Here is a 24,893-nt window from a genome sequence, read left to right as displayed (position 1 = left end):
TCCGGCCTGCACCCCGCCGCCGCGTGGCGTCGGGGACTGATCAATGGACGCTTGGCACTGATTTTCGTTCCACGTACCGGCGCGCGGGCCGGGGGTACGACGGTCGACGCCGCGAGCCTCTATTTTCCCTGCGCGGCGATGACGCGAAGGACGTTGCCGCTCCACATCTTTTCGATGTCGGCGTCCGAATAGCCCGCTGCCTTCAGCCGTTCGGTGACCTTCGGCAGCGCGGTGATATCCTCGATACCCGGCAAGCCGCCGCCGCCGTCCCAGTCGGCGCCGAAACAGATATGATCGACACCGCCGACTTCGATCGCGCGCAGCACCATCATCATATAGGCCTCGAAATCCGCGGCCCACATCCGTTCCTTCGCATCGAGCGCGCGCCACTCGCGGTTGAGATCGGCCTGCTCGGCCGGTGCGAGTGTGCCGATGCGTTCGAGTTTGCCGAACAGCGCGGCGCGCGCGGACGACATGTTCATGTCCGACAGGAATACGGTCGAAAGGCACATCGCGCCGCCCTTGGCGGCAAGCTTTTTGAGCCGTTCCTCGTCGAGGTTGCGCGGGTGACTATGCGCCGAGCGCAGGCTCGAGTGCGAAAGCAGGATCGGATATTTCGACAGCGCGAGCAGCTGGTCGAAGGCCGCGTCCGACGCATGGCTCGCGTCGATGACGATGCCGAGCCGGTTCATTTCGGCCACCCATTGCTTGCCGAGCAGGCTGAGCCCGTTCCAGCGCGGCGTGTCGGTTGCGCTGTCGGCAAACTGGTTGTTCTTCGAATGCACCGGCCCCGCGAGCCGGACGCCCTTCTTGTAGAACTCCTCGAGCAGCGACAGGTCCTCGCCGAGGGGATAGCTGTTCTCGATCGATTTGAACGCGACGAGCTTGCCCGCCTTGCTCAGCGCCCGTGCGTCGGCCGCGGTGCGCGCGGGACCGATCTGCGCCGCCTGCGCGCCCAGCGTCCGGTCGATCAGGTCCGACCGCCCCCGCGCATGGGCGAGCGCGTCGGCGTAGCCCTTTGCGGTCAGCGGCCCCTGATCGGTGTAGATGACGAAGAAGCCGCCATCGAGATTGCCGTCCTTCATCCGCGGGATGTCGAGCTGGACGAGGTCGTCGGCCAGTGTGTGGCGGTCGGCGAAACTCCATCCCTGCCGCTCGAAATGCGTCGGCGTATCGAGATGCGTGTCGAGCACGAGCATCCGGCTGTGCAACGGCGCTTCCGGCGGCTTCACCGGCTTTTCGTCCGCTGTGCAGCCCGCCAGCGCGGTGGCGGCAAGCAGGACGGCGATGCGCTTCATTTCGCGTCCTTCACGGGCTTCAGGTCGAGATCGTGATAATCCCAGCTGAAGTCGGCGATCTGGCTAACCGCCTTCATCGTCACGCCGGTGATCTTGCCGTCGGCGTCGAGCGCGAAAGTGACATAAGCGGGTTCGATCGCCGGATCGTCGAAATCGGTGACGAAGCTGTCATATTGCCAGTGCTTGAGCCGCCCCGCCATCCGCGGCGTCGAGGTGAAGTCGATCGTCAGTCCCTTGCCGGCCTGCCCGATCACGATGTCGCCATACCAGGGATCGCGGTAACGCCCCGCATAGCCAGCGAGCGCGAGCGAGGGTCCCGATTTCACCGGCGACGCCTTCGCCTTTTCGAGGAACGCCTTGCCGCCCGCCAGCCGCGCCTCGAACCAGTCCTGCCACTTGGTCGTCCAGCCATAATCGGGCTGATCGAGATAATGATCGAGCAGCTCATAGGTCAGCCCGAGGATCATTCCGCTGTCCTCGCTGTTGAGCATGATCGCGAAACCGACATTCCTGTCGGGGATCATCACGACGCGCGTGATCGAGCCGAAGACACCGCCGCTGTGCTGGACTATGCGATGGCCGCGATAATCCTGCACCTGCCAGCCGAGCGCATAGGCTTGCTGCGTCGGCTGCGCGGGCTTGAGCGCCTCGGGCAATTCGCCGATCGGCATCGGGGTGACGGGCGCCCACATTTCGGCGGCCTGCTTTTCGCTGAACAGCCTTTTGCCGTCGGGCAGCGCGCCATGCGCGAGCTGGATCTTGAGCCACGCCGCCATATCGTCGGCGCTGAGCGCGAGGCCGCCCGCGGGCGCGCCGTTGCGGCCGAGTTCGTCGCGCTCGTCGAGCGCCTGCTGCGGACCAAGCCCGCGCAGCGCGCCCGACAGGCGCGCGTGCGGCCACGACCGGTTCGCGATGCGGAAGCGGTCCTCGCTGTCGCTCGTCGCATTTTTCATGCCCCCTGCGCGCAGCACGCGGTCGCGCATGAACACTTCCCACGTCTGCCCGGTGACCTCTTCGATCAGCTGGCCGGCGACGGTGTAGAGGATATTGTCATAGGCATAGGCCGAGCGGAAACTCGTCACGGGTTTGAGGTAAGCGACACGCTCGACCGTCTGCTTGCGCGTCAGGTGCGTGCGCGGCACGAACATCAGGTCGCCCTGCCCCAGCCCCAGCCCGCTGCGATGGACGAGCAGGTCGCGGATCGTGATCTCGCGCGTGACCCATGCATCATACATGCGGAACCACGGCATATGCTTGATCACCGGGTCGTCCCACGCGATCTTGCCCTCGTCGACGAGGATCGCCAGCGCGGTCGCGGTCATCGCCTTGCCGGTCGAGCCGGTCTGGAAGATGGTCTGTCCGTCGACCGGCGCCGGGTCGCCGATCTTGCGCACTCCCCAGCCGCGCGACAGCGTCGTCTTGCCATCCTCGACGATCGCGATCGACACGCCCGCGGCGCCGATCTTCTTGCGAAGCGCCTCGACGCTCGTGCCGATGTCGGCGGGCGGCTCGGCCCAAACAGGCGTCGCCACCGACAGCATCAGCGACAGGGCAAGCAGGCGAACGGCTTTCATCAGAGAGTCTCCATTTCGGGAACGGGCGAACGGCGCAGCAGGCGCCAGACGCCCACAGTGAGCAACGGCAGGACAAAGACGGCAAGGAACAGCCAGGCGAGGAAACGGTATCCGCTGGCGATCAGGTCGACGAGCCCGATGCGCCCCGCGACGAACATGCAGCCCGCGAGGATGACCGCGCCGATCACGGCGCGCGCGCCGGGCGTCAGCGCGGGACGCCCGCGGCTCTCGATCGCGCCCGAGATGCGCTCGTTGATCGCATGGACCGCACCCGCGCCGCTTTCGAGCAGGGCGGCGAAGATCATCACCTGGAACAGCACGTGGAAACCCGGAACCGTCATCTGGCGGAGCAGGAAGTCCGACGGCAGGGTCTCGGCGCCGATCGCCGGGTAGAACGCCATCATCGCAACGAAAAACAGGATTGCGGGCAGCATCGACAACGGCCCCGCGATCAGCCCCGCGACGACCGCATCGCGCTGGCTCGTCAGGTGACGCAGCACCGGCAGGATCACGACGGCGCCGACGATATTATAGCTCGCATAGGTCAGCCCGCCCGCCATCCAGTTGCCCCCTATCCAGCCACCAGGCGGCGGCGGCGCATTCGCAAAGCCCTGCCCGATCAGCCCGCCGAAGCTGGCGAGCGCAAGGACAAGGAACAGGCCGTAGACGCCGTAGAGCAGGAAGGAGACATATTTGAACATCTGTTCGACGACGCCCGTCCCCCACGCGGTGACCGCGACGATCGAGACGGCGAGCAGGATCACACCTGCAAGTTCGGGCCAGCCGAAGGTCGCCGCGCCGATCGCGCCGGCCGCGGCGCCGAACACCGCAAGGATGAGGACGACGAAGATCAGATAGGCGGCCTCGAACGCGACCCACGCCGGGCCGAGCAACCCCTTGAAGAAAGCACAATAATCATAGGCGCCGAGCTGGCGCGCAAGCGCGAAGGTCAGCGCCGCGACGACACTCCAGATCAGCGTCGCGAGCAGCATCGCGGCGAGCCCGCCCCATGGCCCCGACGGCACGAAATATTCGGCCAGCTCGCGCCCCGTGGCATAACCGCCGCCGATGATGACCGCCTTCAGTGCAAAACCGGGCAGCAGGAAGCGCTGGAACCAGCTCGACTTGCTGCCCGCCTCGCCCACACTCATGCGAGGATATTTTCAACGAGCGCGTCGAACGCCGCACCGCCGCGGATCGGATCGGCGACGGGGAACCCGAGGCGTTCGCTCTCGGCCGCCATCAGCGCCTCTGCCGCGTCGGCGTCATAGCTCGACGTATTGAAGCTCACCCCGCCGCAGCGGATCGCGGGATTGGTGCGGCTGCCGAGCCGGATCGTCAGATCGATGACCTCCTCGACCGAAGGCAGCTTGAAACTCTCCATGCCCAGGATCACCGTGCGCGACGGATCGTGGCAGACGACGAACACGTCGGGCTGGCTGCCGTGGAGCAGTCCAAGCGAGACCGCGGCATAAGCGGGGTTGAAGATCGACCCCTGCCCCTCGATCAGGTCCCAATGATCGTCGGTCGCGTCGGGGCTGAGCATTTCGGCCGCCCCCGCTTCGAAATCCGAAACCACCGCGTCCATCGGCATGCCGCCGCCCGCGATCATGATGCCCGTCTGTCCCGTCGCGCGAAAATCGGCGTCGAGGCCGCGTTCGAGGAAAGCCCGATGCAGCGCGAGCGCGGTATATTTCTTGCCGAGCGCACAATCGGTCCCGACGGTGAGCAGCCGCTTGCCGCTCCGCTTGCGCCCGCTCGCGATCGGGATCGCGGGCGGCGGGGTGCGGATGTCGATCAGCCGCTGCCCCGTGCGCCGCGACGCCTCGATCAGCGCCGGAATGCTGCCGAGCCGGACGTGCAGGCCGCTGATGATGTCGAGCCCGGCGTCCATCGCCTCGACCAGCGCGGCGATCCAGTTCTCACCGATGATCCCGCCCTGGTTCGCGACCCCGATCACCAGCGACCGCGCCCCCGCCGCCCGCGCTTCGGCGGGCGACAGGCGCGGCAGGCCGGTGGAAACGGTGCAACCGCCGATCGCCAGCTCGCCGACGCAGCGATCCGCCGCCCAGTCGGCAAGGCCAAAGGCGGTCTTGGCATAGCTTGCCTCGGTCGTGTCGCCGAGGAACAGCAGGTAAGGCTGCGGCAGGGCCAGTCTGTCGGCCAGCCTGCCGAGGGGCGCGTTCATCTTTTCCAACTCCAGACGATCAGAAAGCCATGTCGAGCGCGACGCCGATGGTGCGGGGCTGCAACGGCGAGATCGCCAGGAAGCTCGGCCGGTTGAGACCGTCGGCCATCGTCGAACGCGCCATCTCACCCTTGTTGTCCAGAAGGTTGCGGGCATAGGCGCGCAATGTCCAGTGATCGTTGAAGGTCACCGAAGCGTTGAGATCGACCGACGTATAGGGCTTGGCGCGCGCGACGAGCGGGTCGCTCTCGACCAGCGACAGCCGGCTGCTCGCATGACGAACCCCAACGCCGAAGCTGCCCTTGTTGCTGCTTCCGAGTGCGAATTCATAGTCGGCGCGCAGCGCGCCGCTGAACTTCGGCACCGCCGGCAGACGGTCGCCATCGGCACCGCCGATGTCCGGCACATCCTCGCTGAGCGTCGCATCGGTGTAGCTGCCCGTCGCGCTGATCGTGAAGCCGGCCGCCGGACGCAGCGCGAGGCTGCCTTCGAAACCCTTGCTCGTCGCCTTGCCGCCGTTCGCACCGCCGGAAACGCCGCCGAACGCGCGTGTGACCTGTATATCGGTCCAGTCCATCCAGAAGAAGGCTGCGTCGACCGTCACCATGCGGTCGGCGAAATCCGCCTTCAGCCCGACCTCATAGTTGGTCATGCGGTCGGCATCGACGCTGGGCGGCACATTGGGAACGATGACGTTCGGGCCGCCGGGGCGATAGCCCGTCGCGACGCGCGCGTAGAGCATCGCGTCCTCGTTGATGTGAAACTGCGGGCTGACCGAGAAGGTCCAGACGCTTTCGGCCGAGGTTCCGGGATTATCCGCCTTTGGTACGATTGCCCCCTCGCTCTGCTGGCGGAAGGTCTGCTCGTTGCGCGCCCAGCGGAGACCGCCGGTGATCTCGAACCGATCGGAAAGCTTGAAGGTCGCGTTACCGAAGACCGCATATTCCTTGTAGGTCGCAGGCAGGCCAACGGTCGCGAGTGGATCGAGCGCCGCGATCGGGTTCCCTGCCATGTCGAACGAGCGGACCAGCTGCGCATTGCTCGTCGTTTCATCGGTGAAGAAGCCGCCGACAAGCCATTCGAAGCGGCCGCCGCTCGGCGAGGCAAGCCGCACCTCCTGCGTCCATTTCTTGAGCCCCAGGTCGAGCGCGAAAGGCGTGATACCCGGCGCAACCGCGCCGCCCGTCAAAATCGGGAAGAGGACGCCGAACGCATAGCTCGCGTCCTGCACCTGCGCGCTCTGCGTCTTGCTGTATGTCGTCGCCGAGGTCAGCGTCGCGGCGCCGAAATCATAGTCGATCGTCGCCGAATAATAGTCGAGATCGATGTCGTAGGATTCGGGCACATAATTGTTGTACGAGCGCCCGTCGCCGAGCCGCTTGCCCGTGAGATCGGCGGCGTAGAGACCATTGCCTTCGGAATCGAGTGACTGCCAGATCCCGGCGAGCTTCACGCTGAGGTCGGGCGTCGGCGTCCACAGAAGCGCAACGCGGCCGCCGCGCTGTTCATAGTCATTCTGGTCCCTGAGCGCGGCGTTGTTCACACTGTCGACCCAACCCGGCGTGCTGCGCCAGGCGAAGCTGCCGCTGACCGCGAGCTTGTCCTGGACGATCGGCACGTTGACCATCGCCTGTGCGCCCCAGCCGAGGCCGTCGCCGCCCTTGATCGCAAAACCTTCGACACCCGCCTTCACGCTGAAGTTGTTCGTGTTCGGCTGGACGGTGACATATTTCACCAGCCCGCCGATCGAACTGGCACCATAGAGTGTGCCTTGCGGGCCCTTGAGCACCTCGATCCGTTCGAGGTCATAGGGCATCAGGTCGATCGTGAACGCCCCGGCGCGATTATAGATCGCACTCGAACCCACGGGCGCATCGTCGAGATAGATACCGACCGTCTGCGCCGAGTTGAGCGGCGCGACGCCGCGCAAGGTGATCGTCGTCTGCCCCGGCGTGCCCCCGTTGCTGACGTTCATGCCGGGAACATAACCCGCATAATCGACGAGCGAGGCCGAGCCCTGTTCCTGCAGTTCCTCGCCGCTGACGACGGCGATCGCGATCGGCACGTCCTGCACATTCTGCGTCCGTTTCTGCGCGGTCACGACGATTTCGCCGCTCGCCTCGACGGCGCCCGCTTCCTGCGCCTGCGCCGGCATCGCCGCCATCATCGCGCCCATGCTTGCTGCAACAAACAGTCCCTGTTTCATCGTCTTACCCCCAGACTTGGGCGAGCAGGCGGCGGAAATTGCCACCGAGCACGGCCCGGATGTTTTCGTTCGAATAGTTACGGCGGATCAGTTCCTCGGTGAGGTCGAAGGTCTTGAGCGGATGATCGAACCCGTCGATGTCGATCTTGTCGCGAAAGGCGTAGCTGCCCTTGTAGCTGCCCTTGAGCAGCGCATATTCGTCAGGCTTCATGTCGTCATAGCCGTGGAGGTCGGCGTCCGACCCGATGCCGACATGGTCGATCCCGACGAGCTTCGCGACATGGTCGATATGGTCGGCCATATGCCCGACATTCGTCGGGTCGGTCGTGCGCACGAACATGCGCACGCCGGTAATGCCCATCACCCCGCCCTTCGCAGCGAGCGCCTGGATCGCCGCGTCGGTTTTGACGCGCGGGTGGTCGACGAGCGTGCGGGCGTTGCTGTGCGTGATCGCGATCGGTCCCTTGGCGATGGCGATCGCATCCAATGTCGTCTTGTCGCCGCAGTGCGAGACGTCGACGAGCATCTTCTGCTTTTCCATCTCGGCGATGATCGCGGCGCCATAATCGCTGACCCCGCCGTCGACGCGTTCGGTGCTGCCCGACCCGATCAGGTTCTGCGCGTTATAGGTGAGCTGCGCACAGCTAAGGCCAAGGCGGCGGAACAGCGCGACATCCTCGATCTTCTCGAAATGCTCGGCATTCTGGATGCCCATGATGACGGCGCATTTCTTTTCCGCCTTGGCGCGGTCGAGATCGGCGACGCCGTCGACGAGCGTGAACACGTGGCTGTTGCGCCCGGCAAAGCCCTGCCAACCGGCGAGGAATTCGAGCGCCTGTTGCTTTGCGCCCGGACCGCCGAGGCCATAGGCATTGTGGAAGCCGGTGATGCCGCTGGCCTTGAACTCGGCGGCCTCGGCGTCGGTCAGCCGGTGCGCGACATAATTTTCGTCGAGGGTGATCTTGAGCGGGGCGAGCATGTCGATGACGAGCGACGAAGCGACGAGGTCGACGGCGCGGCGCGAGTAGCTCTTCCCCGGCGCCGCGGCGAAGGCAAAGGCGCCCTTGTTGATCATCGGCGCCGACACAGCGGCACCCACCACGCCCGCGAGTGCCGCGCGGCGCGTCATCTGGAACGACCCCGTCATCCCAACCTCCCTCTTTTATAGTTTCAATGTAGACTATTGTCCTAATCAGAAAATTGTCAACCCATTTAGGACATAAATTTGTCACGCTCCGAGTTGGGCTGACTGGCTCCCGAATGGCGACGCAGTTTCGGTAAAGCTGTGCGGCAAAGGCGCGGGCCCCGATGACACGAAAAACGCTCGACCCGAAGGTCGAGCGTCAGTTCGCGCGCGCTTTACGCCCGCATCAATAGACCATCCCGAAACCATAGAGATGGAAGGCAAGCGTCACCCACACGAGCACGAGCCCGGCAAGGATCAGCAGCATCGCACCGAGTTTCATCGTCCAGCGGCGCTTGTCCTTGATGCTGAGCCACAGGTGCCAGCCCGCCGTTGCAAGCAGGCCGAAAGCGGCGAGCGGCGTCAGGATGCGCAGCAGGTGGATCAGCCAGTCGAGCGGACCGCCGATCGCGCCGATATCGGCCGAGAAGGCGGCGATCAGCCCGAACCAGCCGGCAAGCGCGGCGATCGCGAGCCACGCGAAGACCCGTGACAGCCGGTATGCACGGCGCGCCTTGCCCTCAAGCGCGAAGTCCGCCTTGAAGCTGCGGCGCACCAGCGCACGCACCGGCCACGCCAGCGCGGCGAGCAGGATGATGCCGAAGGCGAAGATCAGCGCCGGGTTGAGCCAGGCGGCATTGACGCTCGCCGGGGCGGGCTCGAACACCATGAAGGGCGAGCCCCCATCGACGCTCCACCGCACCACGCGGCCGTCCTTGACCTCGGCGGCAACGCGTTCGCCGGTGCCGGTATCGCGCCATACGAAGGGCTCCACCTCGACCCAGTCGCGTGCGCCCGCACCCAGGCCGTCGAGCGCCGGAAGCGTGATCTTGCCGTCCTCGGTCAACGAAATCGTCGTCTGGCCGAGCAGGCCGAACAGGCTCATGAAGTTGGTGAACGACCCGCGGCTGCTGATGTAATTGCCGAGCATCATCTGCGCATGTTCTTTTGCGGTCTTCGCATCGACCTGGCCGGGCTTTTCGGCGCCGGGCAGGTAGCGGTCGGCGAACTTATGGAACAGCGCGCTGCGGATCGCGCCCGCATCGCCCTGCTTCCCGGCGCTGTTCATCGAGATGTACACACCGATATCGGCGTCGGGGAACAGCCACAGATAGGAGTGGAACCAGACGGTGTCGCCGCCATGCGCGATCGCACGGTGGCCATTGACCCATTGTTCGTAGAAGCCGAGCGCCATGCTGTTGAGCGGGCCGACGCCGGGTGCCTTGAAGTCGTGCATCTGCTTCGCGGTCTCGGGCTTGAGCAGCCCTGCGCCGTCATTGAGGTGCGCGATCATGAACTTGCCCATGTCGGCGCCGCTCGCCGACAGGCTGCCCGCCGGCGCCGGGATCACCATCTCGAACGGCTTGGGCTTTTGCGTGACGTCGGGATAACCCTTCGACATATGCCGCGCGAGATTGGCGGGAAGCGGCTGGCGGAACGATGAATGCGCCATGCCGAGCGGCTTGAAGATATGATTATCGATATAGTCGTCGAAATCCTCGCCGCTGACGCGCTCGACGATATAGCCCGCGAGCGCGGTGGCATAGTTCGAGTATGCCGGGGTCGTCCCCGGCGCAAAGACGCGGTCGGGCAACGCGAGCGGCATTTGCTTCTTGAGCGCCATCACCGACTTGGGATCGCTACTGATCAGGTAGCGCACCGATTCCTGGAAACCCGCGGTGTGCGTCATGATGTTGCGCATCGTCACCGGCTTGCCCTGATAGGGCGGGATCTTGAAATCGAGATAGGTGTTGACGTCCTTGTCGAGGTCGATCTTGCCCGCCTCGACCTGCTGCATCACCGCGGTCCAGGTCAGGAGCTTCGACACAGAGCCCGGACGGAAAAGCGTGGTCTCGGGCAGGACGGGTGCGCGCTTCGCGACGTCGGAAAAGCCATAGCCCTTCTGGAGCACGACCTGATCGCCGCGAACGACGACGACGACCGCGCCCGGGATGCGCGCGCGTTCGAGCGCATAGGGCAGGTAGCCGTCGAGCCAGGCTTCGAGGTCTTTCGCATCTAGCGCGACCGGCGCTGCTGCTGTTTTGGCGGCCGGAACCGCCGCCGCTTCGGCTTTCTTCGCCGCCGGCGCGGGCACAGGCCCCTGCGCCGCCAGCGGCAGCGCGGCAAATGCCGCGAGCCCGATCATCGCCTTTCGGATGAAACGCATCGCTTTCCCCTTTTCTTTTGCGAGGCCTGTCACACCTTGCAGCAAGCCGCGCGACCCCTTACCAAGGGACCAACCTCTGTTAGCCCGATAGGGACATAATGATCCTGATTGGAAAATTGTCAAACATGGAATGGAAAAACTGATGGCGGACCGCTCGACACCGCCCACGCTGGGCACGGTGATGAAGAGCATCCGGTCGCGCAACGGCTGGACGCTCAAGGAAATGAGCGCGAAATCGGGGATCCCGGTGTCGACGCTGTCCAAGGTGGAGCATGACCGGCTCACGCTCAGTTACGACAAGTTGCAGCAGCTCAGCCAGCGATTGAACATCCGCATGTCGGACCTGTTCGCCGAGGATGACGAGGATCAGGCGCCGCGCGTGACCGGCCGCCGCAGCATCGGGACGGTCGACCAGGCGGTGCGCGTCACGACCGACAATTATGATTATCACTATCTGTGCACCGACCTCCGGCAAAAGCGGATGATCCCCATCATCACGCGGATCCGGGCGCACAGCGCGCGCGAGTTCGGCGACCTTGTCCGCCATCAGGGCGAAGAATTCATCTTCGTCCTCGAAGGCGAAGTCGAGATTCATACCGAATTCTACGACCCGGTCGCGCTCAAGACCGGTCAGGGCATCTATCTCGATTCGTCGATGGGTCATGCCTATGTCGTCGCCGAGGGATATGAGGAGGCGCTGGTGCTCGGCGTCTGTTCGAGCGCCGACGACGGGCTGATGGACGAGCTGATAAGGAATCTTCATGGTTAGCCGCCCGGCCGCCCGCGCGCTGCTTCTGGGCAGCGCCCTTCTCGTCTCGGTGTCGGCACAGGCGGCGGACGCCGCCTACGACCTGATCATCCGCGGCGGCACGATCTATGACGGGTCGGGCAAGGCGCCGGTCGTCGGCGATGTCGCGATCAAGGGCGATCGCATCGTCGCGGTCGGCAAGGTCGAGGGCAGCGCGAAAACCGAGGTTGCGGCGAAGGGCATGGCGGTCGCGCCGGGCTTCATCAACATGTTGAGCTGGGCGACCGAGTCGCTGATCGCCGACCCGAAAAGCCAGAGCGACATCCGTCAGGGCGTGACGCTGGAGGTGATGGGCGAAGGCTGGTCGATGGGGCCGATGAACGCCACGATGAAACGGCTCGAGACCGAACGCCAGGGCGACGTCAAATATCCGATCGAATGGACCACGCTCGGCGACTATCTCGGCTGGCTCGAAAAGCGCGGGGTTTCAACCAATGTCGCGAGTTTCGTCGGCGCGGCGACGGTGCGCGTCCACGAACTGGGCGAAGACGATGTCGACCCGACGCCCGAACAACTCGCGCGGATGCGCGCGCTTGTCCGTCAGGCGATGAACGAGGGCGCGATGGGGGTCGGCAGCTCGATCATCTACGCCCCCGGCTCCTATGCCGAGACCGACGAGCTGGTCGCACTGACCAGCGAGGCCGCGAAATGCGGCGGGATGTATATCAGCCATATGCGCTCCGAAGGCGACCGGATCGAGGAAGCCGTCGACGAGCTGATCGACATCTCGCGCCGCTCGGGCGCGCCGGCCGAAATCTATCATTTGAAGATGGCGGGGCGCAGCAACTGGGGCAAGCTCGACACGGTCGTGAAGAAGATCGAAGCGGCCCGCGCCGAGGGGCTCAAGATCACAACCGATATGTACACCTATACCGCCGGCGCCACCGGCCTCGATGCCGCGATGCCGACGTGGGTGCAGGCGGGCGGGCTCGAGGAATGGATCAAGCGGTTGAAAGACCCCGCGATCCGCGCGCGCGTCACCGCCGAGATGAAGCAGCCGGGCAGCGACTGGGAAAATCTCTATTTCGGCGCGGGCGCCGACAAGATGATCCTGTCGGGGTTCAAGAATGACGCGCTCAAGCCGCTGACCGGCAAGACGCTTGCCGAGGTCGCGGCGATGCGCGGCAAGTCCCCCGAAGAAACCGCGATGGACCTCGTCGTCGAGGACGGATCGCGCGTCGGCACCGTCTATTTCCTGATGTCGGAAGACAATGTGCGCAGGCAGGTCCAGTTGCCATGGATGAGCTTCGGGTCGGACGCCGCGTCGCAAGCGACCGAGGGCGTCTTCCTGAAATCGGGCGCACACCCGCGCACTTATGGCAATTTCGCGCGGCTGCTCGGCCGCTATGTCCGCGACGAGAAGCTGATCCCGCTCGAACAGGCGGTGTACCGCCTCACCACCCTGCCCGCGACCAACCTCGGCATCAAGGAACGCGGCGCGCTACGACCCGGCTATTATGCCGATGTCGTGGTGTTCGATCCGGCGACGATCGGCGACCGGTCGACCTTCGAAAAGCCCCACCAATATTCGGTCGGGATGCGCGACGTCTTCGTGAACGGCGTCGGCGTGCTGCGGAACGGCGAGCATAGCGGCGCGACGCCGGGGCGCGCGGTGCGCGGCGCGGGCTGGAACCGCTGTTCCTAGGCGGCGGCGAGCAGCCGCTGCTGCTCGGCGGGTGATTTGAACAGGAAATCGTGCGGCAGGCCGAGCCGGACGCTCGCCTGGCAGTGCGGCGCGGCGCGGTCGACATGGCGGTCGGCAAGCCGGCCGGCGATGCGTAGCGCGGTGCGTTCGAGCCACGTCAGGTCATAGCGCGGGCCGAGCTCCAGCTTGCGGCGGATATGCGGCGGAAGCAGCGACACCGAAGCGCGCGCGATCGCGCGGTGGAGGAAGCGCGGCACGCCGGGTGCCGCCTTGCCCGACTGGATAATATCGAGGAATTCGAAGATGATCGAATGCGGCTCGAAGCGCGGTTCGAGTTCGTCCATCATCGCCATGAAAGCGTCCACCGTCGGCGGCGTATGCCGCGCCCCGAACTCGCGCCCGATCGCATCGCCATCGGCCATGAAGCGATCCTTGTCGGCGTCGCTGAGCGGACGGACGAAGCGGTCATAGGCCATCAGGAAGCCATAGGAAGCGGTCGCCGCGACCCAATCGAGCAGCAGCGGATCGAGCGCACGATATTTCGTGCCGTCGGGGGTCTCCCCCTCCACTTTTCCGTGCATCCGGTTGACCTGCCCGATGACGGCTTTCGCGCTGCTCGCCGGTCCATAGCAGGCGAGCATCGCAACGAGCCCGGTGCGGCGCGAACGCCCGATCGGGTCGGCCTTGTAGGTCGAATGGTCCCACACCCCCGACCGGATGCGCGGCTCGGCAAATTCGAGCAGCACCGCGGCGATGCCGCCGATGCCGAGCGCGATCGGGTTCTTGTAGATGCGCCACTGGATACTGTCGGGCGCGAGCAGCGCGGGTTCGCCGACGGGGGCGGCGAAGTCGATCGCCGTCCCCAGATATTCATCCTGCATCGGCAAACGCGCCACGCTGTCCGTCTCCTTCTAGAAGTCGTAACCCAGCGTCAGGCCAAAGGTTCGCGGCTGGTTGGCGAACCGGACCACAACGTTGGCGTTACTGGCGACCGCCGACCAATAATATTTGTTGAACAGGTTTTTCGACCACAGCGACAGCGACCAGCCGCTTTCGTCCTTGAGACCAAGGCTCGCGTTGACGACGGCATAGGAGGCGACCTCATAGAGCGGATCATCCTCGAAAATCGTGTTCGCCTTGCCCTGGTAACGCAGGCTGACCGCACCATTGAGGTTAAGCGTGTCACTGATCGGCGCGTCATAGGCCGCGACGATGCTACCCTGGAAACGCGGGCTGTAAATGAACTCGGCACCGTCGAAATTCTCCGGCTGGCCAGCGGCATTGGTGCCGAGATAGTCGATCACCTTCGTCTTCAGCCACAGGCCGTTGGCCGCGATGGTCACGCCCTCCGCCGGTCGCAGGGTCAGCTCGCCTTCGAGGCCATAGGCCTTCGACTTCGGCACATTGTCGAGACGCGACAGCGCCGTGTAGATCGGATCGGCAAAATAGGTGCTGATCTGCTTGTCCTTATAGTCGTAATAGAAGGCCGCGAAATTGGCCTGGAGCAGCCGGTCCGCCAGCGTTGCCTTCACGCCCAGTTCGTAGGCGGTCAGCTTTTCCTGCGTCACCGGTGCATTCTGGCGCGCCTTGCTCGCCGCGTTGACCGGCGAGGTCCCCGACTTGTAGCCGCGCGACACCGACGCATAGACGAGCGTATCGTCGTTCGGCGACCAGTCGAGCGCGACCCGCCAGGCAAGGTTATTCTCGTCGAGCGTCGAAATCACCGGGCCGAAGCTGTTGGTGACGTCGTTGAAGGTGTTGCACTGGCCTTCGGAAATCGGTGCCGGGATCGGCAGCGTTCCGCCGGCCGAGAAGAGGAAACGGTTCACGACGTTGACGTTCGGCAACATGCTGCCCTTGTAGTCGCGCGAACAGCCGACATAGTCCTGCTTGTCTTCGGTGTAGCGCAGCCCGACCGTCAGCTTGAGCTGGTCGGTCAGTTCGGCATCGGCGTTGCCGAAGACGCTCCACGTCTTCGTGTTCATCGTGCCGATGTCTTCATAGGTGCGGAAGGCGGTCGCCATGTCGGCGGCGGTGTAGCCGCCCGAATTGAACGGCGTGTTGAGCAGGTTGACGCCGGGCACGATGATGAAGGGCACCGCGCGGATGAAACGCGCATTCGCATTTTCGCCGAGCAATGTGCGGTTGCTGTCGACGATCTTGTCGTGACCATAATAGCCCCCGACCAGCCAGTTGACCCGGCCGGCCTCGCCCTCGAAATGGATTTCCTGGGCAAAGCTCTTGATCCGGCCATCGGCCTTTTGCAGCAGGACTTCGAACGGCGCGCCGCTCCAGTCGGACAATGCCTTGCGCTGGAAGTCATTGTAACTGGTCAGGCTGACGAACTTCGCGGTGTCACCGATTTCCTGGTCGATGCGCGCCTTCAGGCCCCAAAAACGGTTGTTTTCCGCAAGGTAGCCCGGCAGCCCCTCGCCGCGTCCGATATTGGCAGAACGTCCTGCCTCGGGCGCCCAATCGGCCTGGCTCGCCTTGGTCGGAAAATTGTTCGCCAGATAGGTCGCAAGCCCCGGAGCGTTGAACAGGCGCGAATTGCTGGTGCCCGACACCGGGTTGGTCGCGGGCGTGAAGCCGATGCCCTGGCCGGCAACGGTGTCCGACTTGTTCTGCCACCAGGTCACCGACAGGTCGATGCTGGTCCCCGGGCCGGGATCGATCGCCAGCGAGCCGCGGATGCCCAGCTTGTCGACCTTGCCGAGGCGTTCGTCGGGGCGCGCATTGCTGATCTGCCAGCCCTTGTCGCTGTTTTCGCTGCGCACCGCGATGCGCGCCGCGACGCCCTCGCCGAGCGGACCCGAAATATGACCCTCGAAATTATAGGTCTGGTAATTGCCGAGCTCCGCCTTGACGCCGCCCTCGAACGTGTCGGTGGGCTTCGCCGTGATGAAGTTGATCAGGCCGGCGGTGGTGTTGCGGCCATAGAGCGTGCCCTGTGGTCCCTTGAGCACTTCGACGCGTTCGAGATCGTACACCGGCCCCGTGTTCATGATCGGATAGGCATAGGCGACCTCGTCGACATAGGTGCCGACGGTGGAGGTGGCCGAGAGGTTGATCGTGTTGAAGCCGATACCGCGCAGCGTATAGGTCGGCACGCCCTGATAGCTTTGCGAGACGGTGAAGCTTGGCGCCACCGTCGTCAGGTCGCGCATGTCGGTGACGCGCAGGCTTTCTAGCGTCGCGCCATCGACCGCCTGGATCGCCATGCCGACGTCGTTCATCGATTCGGCGCGGCGCTGTGCGGTGACGATGATGTCGCCTTCCGCCGCAACCGTTTCGGCCGCCGCTTCCTCGACCGCGAAGGCCGGAGTCGCCAGAACGAGACCCATCGCCGAACCCGCGCCCAGGAAAATACGCATTGCCTTCATCACTCATCCTCCCTCAAACAGCTTGTCGCCGGGCTCGTCTTTGTGCGAGCGTCGTGCGAAGCCGGACCGTGACAGAACAGAGGATCGTGGCCGGGCGAACAAGCTGACACCTGTGTCAGGATAGCGGAGGGACGAACGCGTGACCGATCAGAGGGCCGAATGCTGGGCTGAAATGCCCGCGCTGATCGCGGCGGTACAGGCCGCTGGCGACACGATCGGCCTGCCCTACGTCGCCGCGCAAGCCGACCTTGGCGACCCCGAACCGATGAGCGACGATGAGGGACGCCCCTATGCCGAAACCAGCTTTCATTGGGTCGATCCCAGCTATGCCTATTGGCGCGATCGCAAGCTCGCGCTGCAGCTCGCTTTCCTGACCGCGGCACGGCTCGTTGCCGAGCCCTTCTATTACAGCGACGGGCGGCTCGGTACCTGGCGCCCAACGCACCTGCTCGACGAGGTCGATTGCTCGCAGGCGCGGAACACCCCCAATTTCGGCGAGGCGATCATTGCGCCGGTGCACCTGCCACGCGGTCTGGTCGGTGCGGTCTTCTGGTGTTCGCGAGAGCCGGTCGGGGTCGAGGCGATTTATGCCGAGCACGCCGGCCACCTCCACAACCTCGCGGTCAAGCTGATCGCAACACACAATGAAGCACGCGGGCGGCCGCGCAATGCCACGGTGCCGCAGACGCTGACCCGCCGCGAGGTGCAGTGTTTGCGTTGGGCCGCGGCGGGAAAGACCGACGGCGAGATCGGGATCATCTTGTCGCTGTCGGTGTCGACCGTGCGCTTCCATTTGCGCAACGCCTCGACGAAGCTCGGCGCGACCGGACGCGCGCAGTCGATCCAGATCGCAGCGGGACTCGGCTTCGTGGGCGCGCGCGCGGCCTGATGCAGGTGCCAGCTTGGCCCGGCCCTGCCGCGACCTACAAGTCCGGGGGATGGACATGCTGAACGATCCCGCACTCATGGCTTTTCGCGAAGAGGTTCGCGCCTTCCTCAGCGCGAATTTGCCCGACGACATCCGCCGCGGCGCCGCGCGCGCGACGAGCGTCTTTATCGACCCTGACGTCTCCCTGCCCTGGCAGCGCATCCTTCATGCCAAAGGATGGGCCGCGCCCGACTGGCCCGCCGAGTTCGGCGGCCCCGGCTGGAGCGAGATCGAGCGTTATATCTTCGCCGCCGAATGCGCGCGCGCCGGTGCACCGAACCTCGCGCCGATGGGGCTGAAGATGGTCGCGCCGGTGATCATGCACTATGGCAGCCCCGAACAGCGCGCGCACTATCTGCCGCGAATTTTGTCGGGCGAAGATTATTGGTGCCAGGGCTTTTCGGAACCCGGCGCGGGGTCCGACCTTGCCGCGCTGCAGCTACGCGCGACGCCGGACGGCAACGACTATATCCTCAATGGCTCGAAGATCTGGACCACCCACGCCCATTTCGCGAACCGCATGTTCGCGCTCGTGCGCACCTCGAACGAAGGCAAGCCGCAGGCGGGGATCAGTTTCCTGCTGCTCGACATGGCGACGCCGGGACTCACGGTCGAGCCGATCCGCACGCTCGCCGGCGACCATGAATTCAACCAGGTATTCTTCGACGATGTCCGCGTCCCGCAGGCAAACCGGCTCGGCGGCGAGAATGAAGGCTGGTCGGTCGCGAAGCATCTGCTGACCTTCGAGCGCGGCGGCAAATACGCGCCGGGGCTGATCGGGCGGCTCGAAGGGCTGCGCGCGCGCAGCGACATCGATCCGGTGCTGCGCGCACGGCTCGACCGCGAGGCGGTGACGCTGCAGGCGCTGCAGGCGCTCGAACTCAAAGCGATGCGCGGCGTCGGCGGCAGCCCGGCGCTCTACGCCTCGGCGCTCAAGATACTCGGCACCGAGACGGCGCAGCGGATCGACACGCTGGCGTGCGACATCGCGGGCCACGCGGCATGGGCCGACGCCGACGGACAAACGCCCGCCGACCTCGCAGTGGCGGTACCGCGCTATCTGAACGACCGCGCCGCGACGATCTACGCGGGCTCGAACGAGATCCAGCGCGACCTGATCGCGCGGACGATGCTGGACTAGCCAGCCACCTCGGAAAAGCGCGCGAGATGACCCGCGCGCGGGCCAAAGGCCGCGGCGATCGCGAGCGCGCGCTTGAAATGCCCGCCAAGGCTGAGCTCTTCGGTCAGTCCCATCGCGCCGTGAATCTGCACCGCGCTTTCGCCGACGACACGTACCGCATCGCCGACTTCGATACAGGCGGCGCTGACGGCTTGCGCGCGGTCGGCGCGGTCCTGATCGACTGCGAGGATCGCAGCTTCGGTGAGCGCCGCCGCCTTCATCAACGCAAGCTGCATGTCGGCGGCACGATGGCGCAGCGACTGGAACCGGCCGATCGCGGTGCCGAACTGCTTGCGCTGGCCAAGATAGTCGACGCTGTCGGCGATCATCTGCTGCATCAGTCCCACCGCCTCGGCACAGCGCCCCGCAAGGATCAGGTCGTTGACATAATCGGCCGACGCGCGCGCTTCGAGCCCGCTCGCGAGCATCGTCGCATCGCCGGGTTTCAAGGTGAAAGCGAGATCGGCGGATACGCTGCCGTCGTGCATGATACGATGGCGCTGTTCGACCTTTACGCCGTCGACGGCGACGAGCAGCAAGGCGTTGTCGCTCGCGAGCAGCAACAGATCGGCCTCCGCCGCTCCCGCGACCAGCACCGCGGCACCGCGGATCAATCCGCCTTCAACGACCGGCATCGCCGCGGTCGAGGCGGTACAGATAATAGCAATGCGCTGGCGGCCCGCCGCTAGATCGGCCAACGCCGGATGGCCGGGCGCCGTTCGCGCCAGCAGCATCGTCGCTGCCGCATGCGAAAGCCAGTCGGCGCCCGCGAGTGCGGGGCCGAGCTCGGCCATTACGACGGCGATATCGATCGCCCCGCCGCCGAAGCCCCCGACCTCCTCGGGCAACGCGATCCCCGCAAGGCCAAGCGAGTCCGCCAGATCGCGCCAGCCTGGACGCGCATTGTCGATGAGGAAGCGCTGGACGCTGTCGCGCAGCATCTGCTGCTCGTCTCGAAGCGGCAAGTCGAGTTCTGCCATCTCAGATCGCCAGCGTGGCGCGGCGCGCTTTTGCAATATCGTGTGTCATTTGCTCTCCCGCGCCTTTCCTGCAACGCGCGGCGCCATGGGTCTAGCTGGTTGGTGTAGCAGGTTGGTGCGCATGCCGACGCGGGGGCATATACTTAGCAATAAAACTATTGCATGGGGCGGCATGCACAGGATGGGGCGAGTCGAGAACAGGGCGCAGGCGGGGCGGACGCGATGAACCCGATCTGGCTTCCCGCATCGCTGTTCGGCGGCTTGTTCCAGGCTTGGCGCACGGCACTCCAGCAGCGGCTTCGCGCCGAACTGAGCGTCAGCGGCGCGGGGCTGGTGCGCTACCTCTACGGCCTGCCCTTCGCGTTGGTTTTCGCCGCGGCTTGGCTGACAATCCAGCACGACGCGATTCCGGTGTTCGGCGGAGTTTTCGTCGGCTTCGCGGTCGCCGGCGCTATCACCCAAATGGCGGGGACGATCCTGCTGATCATGGCATTCGGGCATCGCGGCTTCGTCGTCGGGACCGCCTTTTCCAAGACCGAAGCGGTGCAGGCCGCGCTCGTCACCGCGCTGTTCCTCGGCGAGCGGCTACCCTTGCTCGCCTGGATCGGGATCGTCGCGGGCGTCGCGGGCGTGCTGGTGCTTGCCCTCGCGGGACGCGGAGTCTCGGCGCGCGAGATTTTGCGCGCGCTCGGCCAGCCCGCGGCGCTGTGCGGACTCGGCGCGGGATCGATGTTCGCGCTCGCCGCGATCGCGGTAAAGCTCGCGACCGCCGAACTCGAAGGCGTCGACCTGATCGGCTCGGCGCTCGTCACCCTCGTCGTCGTGATGGCGATCCAGACCGGGCTTCACATGCTCTGGGTCGCGCTGTGCGACCGCGACACCCTGCGCGCCGTCTTCCGGCAATGGCGGACGTCGAACCAGGTCGGGCTGCTGTCGGCGCTCGGATCGGCGTGTTGGTATATCGGTTTCGCGGCCGCACCCGCGGCGCTGGTGCGGATCGTCGGGCAGGTCGAGGTCGCCTTCACGATCGGCTTTGCGCATTTCTATCTGCGCGAGCCGGTGCGCTGGCAAGAGATTGCCGGGCTGCTGCTCGTCGTCGGCGGGGTCGTGATGGCGCTGCTCGCGACCTTCTAGAAAGCGGGCGCCTTGCTGACCATCGCGGGCAAGGGCCGCCCCATCACCCCGGTCAGCCATCCGGCAGCGTCGACCACCTGCGGCAACGCCACACCGGTTTGGATGCCGCTGTTTTCGAGCAGGTAGATGACATCCTCGGTCGCGACATTGCCCGCCGCGCCCGGTGCGAAGGGACAGCCGCCGAGCCCACCGAGCGACGCGTCGACGGTGGCCGCGCCTGCATTCACCGCCGCCCACACATTGGCGATGCCGGTGCCCCGCGTGTTGTGGAAGTGAACGCGCACGGGCAGGTCGCCGACCGCATCGCGCACGCGCCCGACCATCTCCGACACCTGCCCCGGCACGCCCACCCCGATCGTATCGGCGAGCGCGATTTCACGCGGGTTCGCGTCGGCGGCGCGCTTCGCCATCTCGACGACATGCTCGATCGGCACCCTGCCCTCGAACGGACAGCCGAAGGCGGTGGCGATGGTGATCTGCCCGCCGCGCCCCGCTTCCTTCGCCAGCGCAACAATCTGCATCGCCGCGGCGAGCGATTCGTCGGAGCTTTGCCCTTGGTTGCAAACCCCGAACGTATCGCTCGTCACGCACACCGCGCCGAGTTCGTCGATGCGCCCGGTCCCCAGCGCGCGCTCCGCGCCGCGGCGGTTGAGGACCAGCCCGATATAGGTCACATCCTCGCGCTCGGGCAGCATCGCCACCAGTTCCTCGGCATCGGCGAGTTGCGGCACCTTCTTGGGATTGACGAAGCTCGTCACCTCGATACGCCGGACACCATAATCGATCGCGCGGTGGATCAGCCCGAGCTTGTCGGCGGTCGAGACGATCGCAGATTCATTCTGGAGCCCGTCGCGCGGACCGACCTCGACGATTTCCACACCATGATTTTTCAACATCTTGCGTCCTGATCATCCTGAGTCATTTAGCAGGTTGAAAATTACATAGCATTCTAAGTATAACATGGCCATGGGCGAGGCAGGCCATTCTATCAGAGTCGGCCGCGAAAGGAATGATATGAGCGAGACGAGCAGCGGGGGCGCGCTGGAAGGCATCAAGGTCGTCGAAATGGGGCAGTTGATCGCGGGTCCCTTCTGCGGACAGCTTCTCGGCGACATGGGCGCCGAAATCGTCAAGCTCGAGCCCCCGGTGACCGGCGACCAGATGCGCAACTGGGGCCAGGGCGACAAGCCGAGCTGGTGGCGCGTGATCGCACGCAACAAATATTCGGTCGCGGTCGATCTGCGCTCGGAAGAAGGCCAGGCGCTTGCACGCGAGCTGATCGCGAAGGCCGATATCCTTATCGAGAATTTCCGCCCCGGGACGCTCGAGAAGTGGAATCTCGACCCGGCAGAGCTGCGCAAGACCAATCCGGGTCTCATCGTCGTGCGCGTGTCGGGCTACGGCCAGACGGGTCCCTATTCGGCGCGTGCGGGGTTCGGCGGTATCGGCGAAGCGATGGGCGGCTGGCGCGGCATCGTCGGCTATCCCGACCTGCCGCCGGCGCGCATGGGGGTGTCGATCGGCGACACGCTCGCCGCCACTTACGGCTGCATGGGCGCGCTCGCGGCGCTCCACCATCGCAGCAAGACGGGCGAAGGCCAGATCGTCGACTCTGCACTTTATGAGGCGGTGCTGCAGGTGATGGAATCGACCGTATCCGACTATTCGGCGAGCGGCACCAAACGCCGCCGCACGGGTTCGACGCTGCCCGCGATCGCGCCGTCGAACGTCTATCCGTGCAAGGACGGCGAATATCTGATCGGCGCCAATCAGGACGGCGTCTTCGCGCGCCTCGCCGCCGCGATGGGGCGCCCCGAACTCGCCAGCGACGAGCGCTACGCGACGCACCGCGCGCGCGGCGTGCGGCAGGAGGAGCTCGACGCGCTGATCGGCGAATGGACTGCGACGCTGACGATCGAGGAGCTCGAAGCGAAGATGGTCGAGGCCGGCGTTCCTGCTGGGCGCGTTTATGACGCCGAAGACATGCTCGCCGACCCGCATTTCGCCGCGCGCGAGGCGCTGGTCGCCGTTCCCGACGAGGAACTGGGCGAAATCAGGATGCAGGGCGTATTCCCCAAGCTGTCGGCAACGCCGGGCAGCGTGCGCCGCCCCGCCCCGCTCGCGGTCGGACAGGACACCGCTGACGTGCTGAAACGCTGGCTCGACCGCGAGGCGTGAGGCGATGATCACGCTCTATGGCGGCCCCACGCCCAATGCGCGCAAGATCGCAATCGCCCTCCTTGAAATGGGGCTCGAATGGCGGCTCGAATATATCGACATCCTTGCGGGCGATCAGCTCACCCCCGAATTCCTCGCGCTCAACCCGAACAACAAGACCCCGGTCATCGTCGACGACGAAGGTCCGGAAGGGCCGGGCTTCGTGCTGTGGGAAACCGGCGCGATCCTGCTCTATCTCGCCGAAAAGACCGGGCGCTTTTTGCCCGTCGATCCTGTGAAGCGCGCGACCTGCTGGCAATGGCTGATGTTCCAGGTGTCGGGCGTCGGCCCGATGTTCGGGCAGGAAGTGCATTTCACCCATTATGCCAAGGACCGGCACGACTATGCGATCGCGCGCTACAGCCGCGAGGTCGACCGGCTGATGATGGTGCTCGACAAACGACTGGGCAAAGCCGAATGGCTTGCCGGCGACGAATATAGCATCGCCGACATGGCGACCCTCCCCTTCCTGCGCCGCCAGCTGATCGAAAAGGCCGGACGCTTTCCGAACGTCGACCGCTGGGGCGCCGCGATGCTCGAACGCCCCGCAGTCGCCGAAGGTATGAAGGTCGGCGTTGCGCGCGCCGAGACGATCGAGGGCGGCCTCACTGGCTTCACCGACGCGCATCGCGCGATCCTGTGGGGCGACCGCCAACACGCGAAGCGCTGATCTTCAGTCCTTCGCGACGGCGGCGTGGTTCGCGTCGCCGAACATGTTCGACCATTCCTTCTCATCGAGCGTCTGGTGCCGCCCGACATACTTGGCGGGTGCCTTCAGATCCGCGCGCGCCATGGCGCGCGCCACCGCAGGGCGCGCGCGGATGCGTTCGAACCAGTCGTGCATCGCGGGCCATTCGTCGAGTCCCATGCCCATCACGAACGCCGACGCGCGGCCGGGCCAGATCGCCATGTCGGCGATCGAATAATCGTTGCCCGCGACATAAGCGCATTTCTCCAGCCGCTTTTCGAGCACGGTCAGCAGGCGCTGAACCTCTTTCGTATAACGTTCGACGGCATAGTCCTGCCCCGCGGGCGCGTAGCGGAGGAAGTGGCTCGCCTGCCCGCCCATCGGCCCGAGTCCCGCGACCTGCCATGTCAGCCACGACAGCGTCGCCGCGCGCGCTGCACCCGATGCAGGCAGGAAGCGGCCGCTCTTTTCGGCCAGATATTGCAGGATCGCGCCCGACTCGAAAACCGTCACCGGATCACCGCCACCCGCCGGGCCCCCGTCGACAATCGCAGGCAGCTTATGGTTCGGATTGATGCGCCCGAATTCGGCGGTCAGTTGGTCACCCTCGAAGATGTCATAAGGGATCACGCGATAGGGCTCGCCGATCTCCTCGAGCATGATCGCGATCTTCTGCCCGTTCGGGGTCGCCGAATAATGGAGGTCGATCATCTCAAAGCACCTCGTGGATCACATGGCGCACACCGAAATCGGTGCGTTCGCCGACGCCCACCGCGAGCACGCCGTTGAGCCAGCCATATTTTGCGCTCGCGGTTTCGAACACCGGCGCGATTCGCAGATAGTAGCGCGACGCGTCGGCGTCGGGGACCGCGGGATCGACGAAGGTCGCGCGGACATCGTCGGGAATGATGTTGCGTCCGGTGTAGCTCAGATAGATGAGGTCGCCGTCGTCGGTCTGCCACACCGCGCGCGCATCGAAGGTGCCGACCGACGCCGCATCGCCAAGCCGTCCCGAGCGCGACCAATTGCCACCGCCCGGCAGGATTATCCCGTTGATACGGGGTCCAAAAAAACGGCCGCCACTGATATAGCCGAGCCGCTGGTCGCCAAAGGGCGACGCGCCGATCCCGATGATCCCGCCCCCCACTTCGAACTCGGCGGTGCACAGATGCCGCGTCGCCAGCGCGGTTGGTGCGTCTTGCAGCTTTTCTTCATTCATGATGCGAATCCTCTTCCAGCCTATGGACAAGCATAAAACCATTAGTATACTAAGGGTCAATCAGATTGACGGATCGGAAGGCTTTCCGGGACCGC

Annotated in this window: 20 protein-coding genes; 7 read left to right on the top strand and 13 right to left on the bottom strand. The window is 65.3% G+C overall.

Features of this window, described 5'->3' with window-relative positions:
* Nucleotides 1–119 precede the first annotated feature (119 nt).
* The 7 genes from ACIPPQ_RS14965 to ACIPPQ_RS14935 all read right to left on the bottom strand — a co-directional run bounded on the left by ACIPPQ_RS14965 (nucleotide 120) and on the right by ACIPPQ_RS14935 (nucleotide 10,616).
* Nucleotides 120–1,298, bottom strand: coding sequence for a dipeptidase (locus tag ACIPPQ_RS14965; RefSeq protein ID WP_446544867.1), 1,179 nt, complete (start codon nucleotides 1,296–1,298; stop codon nucleotides 120–122).
* On the bottom strand, nucleotides 1,295–2,872 hold the full coding sequence (locus ACIPPQ_RS14960) for a serine hydrolase (RefSeq protein WP_446544866.1): 1,578 nt from the start codon (nucleotides 2,870–2,872) through the stop codon (nucleotides 1,295–1,297). The genes ACIPPQ_RS14965 and ACIPPQ_RS14960 overlap by 4 nt, the downstream gene beginning before the upstream one ends.
* Complete coding sequence (locus ACIPPQ_RS14955; RefSeq protein ID WP_446544865.1) at nucleotides 2,872–4,023, bottom strand: YkvI family membrane protein; 1,152 nt, start codon at nucleotides 4,021–4,023, stop codon at nucleotides 2,872–2,874. Before ACIPPQ_RS14955 ends, ACIPPQ_RS14960 begins: the two co-directional genes overlap by 1 nt.
* Nucleotides 4,020–5,060 carry a DUF1611 domain-containing protein gene (locus ACIPPQ_RS14950; RefSeq protein ID WP_446544864.1) on the bottom strand — a complete coding sequence of 347 codons (1,041 nt, stop codon included), beginning with the start codon at nucleotides 5,058–5,060 and terminating at the stop codon, nucleotides 4,020–4,022. The genes ACIPPQ_RS14955 and ACIPPQ_RS14950 overlap by 4 nt, the downstream gene beginning before the upstream one ends.
* Before the next feature lie 19 nt (nucleotides 5,061–5,079).
* A complete protein-coding gene (locus tag ACIPPQ_RS14945; RefSeq protein WP_446544863.1) occupies nucleotides 5,080–7,266 on the bottom strand; it encodes a TonB-dependent receptor in 2,187 nt (728 codons plus the stop codon).
* A gap of 4 nt (nucleotides 7,267–7,270) precedes the next feature.
* Nucleotides 7,271–8,413 (bottom strand): dipeptidase, encoded by a 1,143-nt coding sequence (locus ACIPPQ_RS14940; RefSeq protein ID WP_446544862.1) that lies wholly within the window; start codon nucleotides 8,411–8,413, stop codon nucleotides 7,271–7,273.
* 223 nt (nucleotides 8,414–8,636) lie between these two features.
* Nucleotides 8,637–10,616 (bottom strand): serine hydrolase, encoded by a 1,980-nt coding sequence (locus tag ACIPPQ_RS14935; protein ID WP_446544861.1) that lies wholly within the window; start codon nucleotides 10,614–10,616, stop codon nucleotides 8,637–8,639.
* 142 nt (nucleotides 10,617–10,758) lie between these two features.
* Here ACIPPQ_RS14935 and ACIPPQ_RS14930 point away from each other — a divergent pair, with 142 nt between their 5' ends.
* Together ACIPPQ_RS14930 and ACIPPQ_RS14925 are read left to right on the top strand one after the other, a co-directional pair.
* Nucleotides 10,759–11,385: a helix-turn-helix domain-containing protein gene (locus ACIPPQ_RS14930; protein ID WP_446544860.1), complete on the top strand. Its 627-nt coding sequence runs from the start codon at nucleotides 10,759–10,761 to the stop codon at nucleotides 11,383–11,385.
* Nucleotides 11,378–13,069 (top strand): N-acyl-D-amino-acid deacylase family protein, encoded by a 1,692-nt coding sequence (locus tag ACIPPQ_RS14925; RefSeq protein ID WP_446544859.1) that lies wholly within the window; start codon nucleotides 11,378–11,380, stop codon nucleotides 13,067–13,069. Before ACIPPQ_RS14930 ends, ACIPPQ_RS14925 begins: the two co-directional genes overlap by 8 nt.
* Here the strand turns inward: ACIPPQ_RS14925 and ACIPPQ_RS14920 are convergent.
* Together ACIPPQ_RS14920 and ACIPPQ_RS14915 are read right to left on the bottom strand one after the other, a co-directional pair.
* Nucleotides 13,066–13,965, bottom strand: coding sequence for an oxygenase MpaB family protein (locus tag ACIPPQ_RS14920; RefSeq protein ID WP_446544858.1), 900 nt, complete (start codon nucleotides 13,963–13,965; stop codon nucleotides 13,066–13,068). The genes ACIPPQ_RS14925 and ACIPPQ_RS14920 overlap by 4 nt on opposite strands.
* A gap of 15 nt (nucleotides 13,966–13,980) precedes the next feature.
* Nucleotides 13,981–16,452: a TonB-dependent receptor gene (locus tag ACIPPQ_RS14915; protein ID WP_446544857.1), complete on the bottom strand. Its 2,472-nt coding sequence runs from the start codon at nucleotides 16,450–16,452 to the stop codon at nucleotides 13,981–13,983.
* Between the two features lie 139 nt (nucleotides 16,453–16,591).
* Between ACIPPQ_RS14915 and ACIPPQ_RS14910 the strand changes: the two genes are divergently transcribed.
* Complete coding sequence (locus tag ACIPPQ_RS14910; protein ID WP_327453932.1) at nucleotides 16,592–17,341, top strand: helix-turn-helix transcriptional regulator; 750 nt, start codon at nucleotides 16,592–16,594, stop codon at nucleotides 17,339–17,341.
* A 55-nt stretch (nucleotides 17,342–17,396) separates the two neighbouring features.
* On the top strand, nucleotides 17,397–18,521 hold the full coding sequence (locus ACIPPQ_RS14905; protein WP_446544856.1) for an acyl-CoA dehydrogenase family protein: 1,125 nt from the start codon (nucleotides 17,397–17,399) through the stop codon (nucleotides 18,519–18,521).
* Here ACIPPQ_RS14905 and ACIPPQ_RS14900 read toward each other — a convergent pair.
* Nucleotides 18,518–19,540: an acyl-CoA dehydrogenase family protein gene (locus tag ACIPPQ_RS14900; protein ID WP_446544855.1), complete on the bottom strand. Its 1,023-nt coding sequence runs from the start codon at nucleotides 19,538–19,540 to the stop codon at nucleotides 18,518–18,520. The genes ACIPPQ_RS14905 and ACIPPQ_RS14900 overlap by 4 nt on opposite strands.
* Before the next feature lie 222 nt (nucleotides 19,541–19,762).
* Here ACIPPQ_RS14900 and ACIPPQ_RS14895 point away from each other — a divergent pair, with 222 nt between their 5' ends.
* On the top strand, nucleotides 19,763–20,674 hold the full coding sequence (locus ACIPPQ_RS14895) for an EamA family transporter (RefSeq protein ID WP_446544854.1): 912 nt from the start codon (nucleotides 19,763–19,765) through the stop codon (nucleotides 20,672–20,674).
* Here the strand turns inward: ACIPPQ_RS14895 and ACIPPQ_RS14890 are convergent.
* The gene (locus ACIPPQ_RS14890; protein ID WP_446544853.1) at nucleotides 20,671–21,570 is read right to left on the bottom strand and encodes a hydroxymethylglutaryl-CoA lyase; all 900 of its coding nucleotides are present in this window, start codon (nucleotides 21,568–21,570) and stop codon (nucleotides 20,671–20,673) included. The genes ACIPPQ_RS14895 and ACIPPQ_RS14890 overlap by 4 nt on opposite strands.
* A 118-nt stretch (nucleotides 21,571–21,688) precedes the next feature.
* Between ACIPPQ_RS14890 and ACIPPQ_RS14885 the strand changes: the two genes are divergently transcribed.
* Together ACIPPQ_RS14885 and ACIPPQ_RS14880 are read left to right on the top strand one after the other, a co-directional pair.
* Nucleotides 21,689–22,852, top strand: coding sequence for a CaiB/BaiF CoA transferase family protein (locus tag ACIPPQ_RS14885; protein ID WP_446544852.1), 1,164 nt, complete (start codon nucleotides 21,689–21,691; stop codon nucleotides 22,850–22,852).
* Between the two features lie 4 nt (nucleotides 22,853–22,856).
* Nucleotides 22,857–23,561, top strand: a complete 705-nt coding sequence (locus tag ACIPPQ_RS14880) for a glutathione S-transferase family protein (RefSeq protein ID WP_446544851.1) — start codon at nucleotides 22,857–22,859, stop codon at nucleotides 23,559–23,561.
* Nucleotides 23,562–23,564: 3 nt separating this feature from the next.
* Here the strand turns inward: ACIPPQ_RS14880 and ACIPPQ_RS14875 are convergent, their stop codons facing one another.
* Both ACIPPQ_RS14875 and ACIPPQ_RS14870 read right to left on the bottom strand, forming a co-directional pair.
* Entirely contained in the window at nucleotides 23,565–24,290 is a 726-nt protein-coding gene (locus tag ACIPPQ_RS14875) for a glutathione binding-like protein (protein WP_446544850.1), read from the bottom strand.
* A gap of 1 nt (nucleotide 24,291) precedes the next feature.
* Nucleotides 24,292–24,798, bottom strand: coding sequence for a DUF3237 domain-containing protein (locus tag ACIPPQ_RS14870; RefSeq protein ID WP_446544849.1), 507 nt, complete (start codon nucleotides 24,796–24,798; stop codon nucleotides 24,292–24,294).
* Nucleotides 24,799–24,893: the final 95 nt, after the last annotated feature.

The sequence above is a fragment of the Sphingopyxis sp. LARHCG72 genome (genome assembly GCF_052871675.1).
The sequence above is the reverse complement of the archived record's forward strand: the minus strand, read 5'-3'. Positions and strand labels throughout refer to the sequence as shown.

Excerpts from the sequence above, each read along its gene's own strand:
- ACIPPQ_RS14965 (WP_446544867.1), bottom strand. The coding sequence starts at position 1,298 with ATGAAGCGCATCGCCGTCCTGCTTGCCGCCACCGCGCTGGCGGGCTGC.
- ACIPPQ_RS14960 (WP_446544866.1), bottom strand. The coding sequence starts at position 2,872 with ATGAAAGCCGTTCGCCTGCTTGCCCTGTCGCTGATGCTGTCGGTGGCG.
- ACIPPQ_RS14955 (WP_446544865.1), bottom strand. The coding sequence starts at position 4,023 with ATGAGTGTGGGCGAGGCGGGCAGCAAGTCGAGCTGGTTCCAGCGCTTC.
- ACIPPQ_RS14950 (WP_446544864.1), bottom strand. The coding sequence starts at position 5,060 with ATGAACGCGCCCCTCGGCAGGCTGGCCGACAGACTGGCCCTGCCGCAG.
- ACIPPQ_RS14945 (WP_446544863.1), bottom strand. The coding sequence starts at position 7,266 with ATGAAACAGGGACTGTTTGTTGCAGCAAGCATGGGCGCGATGATGGCG.
- ACIPPQ_RS14940 (WP_446544862.1), bottom strand. The coding sequence starts at position 8,413 with ATGACGGGGTCGTTCCAGATGACGCGCCGCGCGGCACTCGCGGGCGTG.
- ACIPPQ_RS14935 (WP_446544861.1), bottom strand. The coding sequence starts at position 10,616 with ATGCGTTTCATCCGAAAGGCGATGATCGGGCTCGCGGCATTTGCCGCG.
- ACIPPQ_RS14930 (WP_446544860.1), top strand. The coding sequence starts at position 10,759 with ATGGCGGACCGCTCGACACCGCCCACGCTGGGCACGGTGATGAAGAGC.
- ACIPPQ_RS14925 (WP_446544859.1), top strand. The coding sequence starts at position 11,378 with ATGGTTAGCCGCCCGGCCGCCCGCGCGCTGCTTCTGGGCAGCGCCCTT.
- ACIPPQ_RS14915 (WP_446544857.1), bottom strand. The coding sequence starts at position 16,452 with ATGAAGGCAATGCGTATTTTCCTGGGCGCGGGTTCGGCGATGGGTCTC.
- ACIPPQ_RS14905 (WP_446544856.1), top strand. The coding sequence starts at position 17,397 with ATGCTGAACGATCCCGCACTCATGGCTTTTCGCGAAGAGGTTCGCGCC.
- ACIPPQ_RS14900 (WP_446544855.1), bottom strand. The coding sequence starts at position 19,540 with ATGGCAGAACTCGACTTGCCGCTTCGAGACGAGCAGCAGATGCTGCGC.
- ACIPPQ_RS14895 (WP_446544854.1), top strand. The coding sequence starts at position 19,763 with ATGAACCCGATCTGGCTTCCCGCATCGCTGTTCGGCGGCTTGTTCCAG.
- ACIPPQ_RS14890 (WP_446544853.1), bottom strand. The coding sequence starts at position 21,570 with ATGTTGAAAAATCATGGTGTGGAAATCGTCGAGGTCGGTCCGCGCGAC.
- ACIPPQ_RS14885 (WP_446544852.1), top strand. The coding sequence starts at position 21,689 with ATGAGCGAGACGAGCAGCGGGGGCGCGCTGGAAGGCATCAAGGTCGTC.
- ACIPPQ_RS14880 (WP_446544851.1), top strand. The coding sequence starts at position 22,857 with ATGATCACGCTCTATGGCGGCCCCACGCCCAATGCGCGCAAGATCGCA.
- ACIPPQ_RS14875 (WP_446544850.1), bottom strand. The coding sequence starts at position 24,290 with ATGATCGACCTCCATTATTCGGCGACCCCGAACGGGCAGAAGATCGCG.
- ACIPPQ_RS14870 (WP_446544849.1), bottom strand. The coding sequence starts at position 24,798 with ATGAATGAAGAAAAGCTGCAAGACGCACCAACCGCGCTGGCGACGCGG.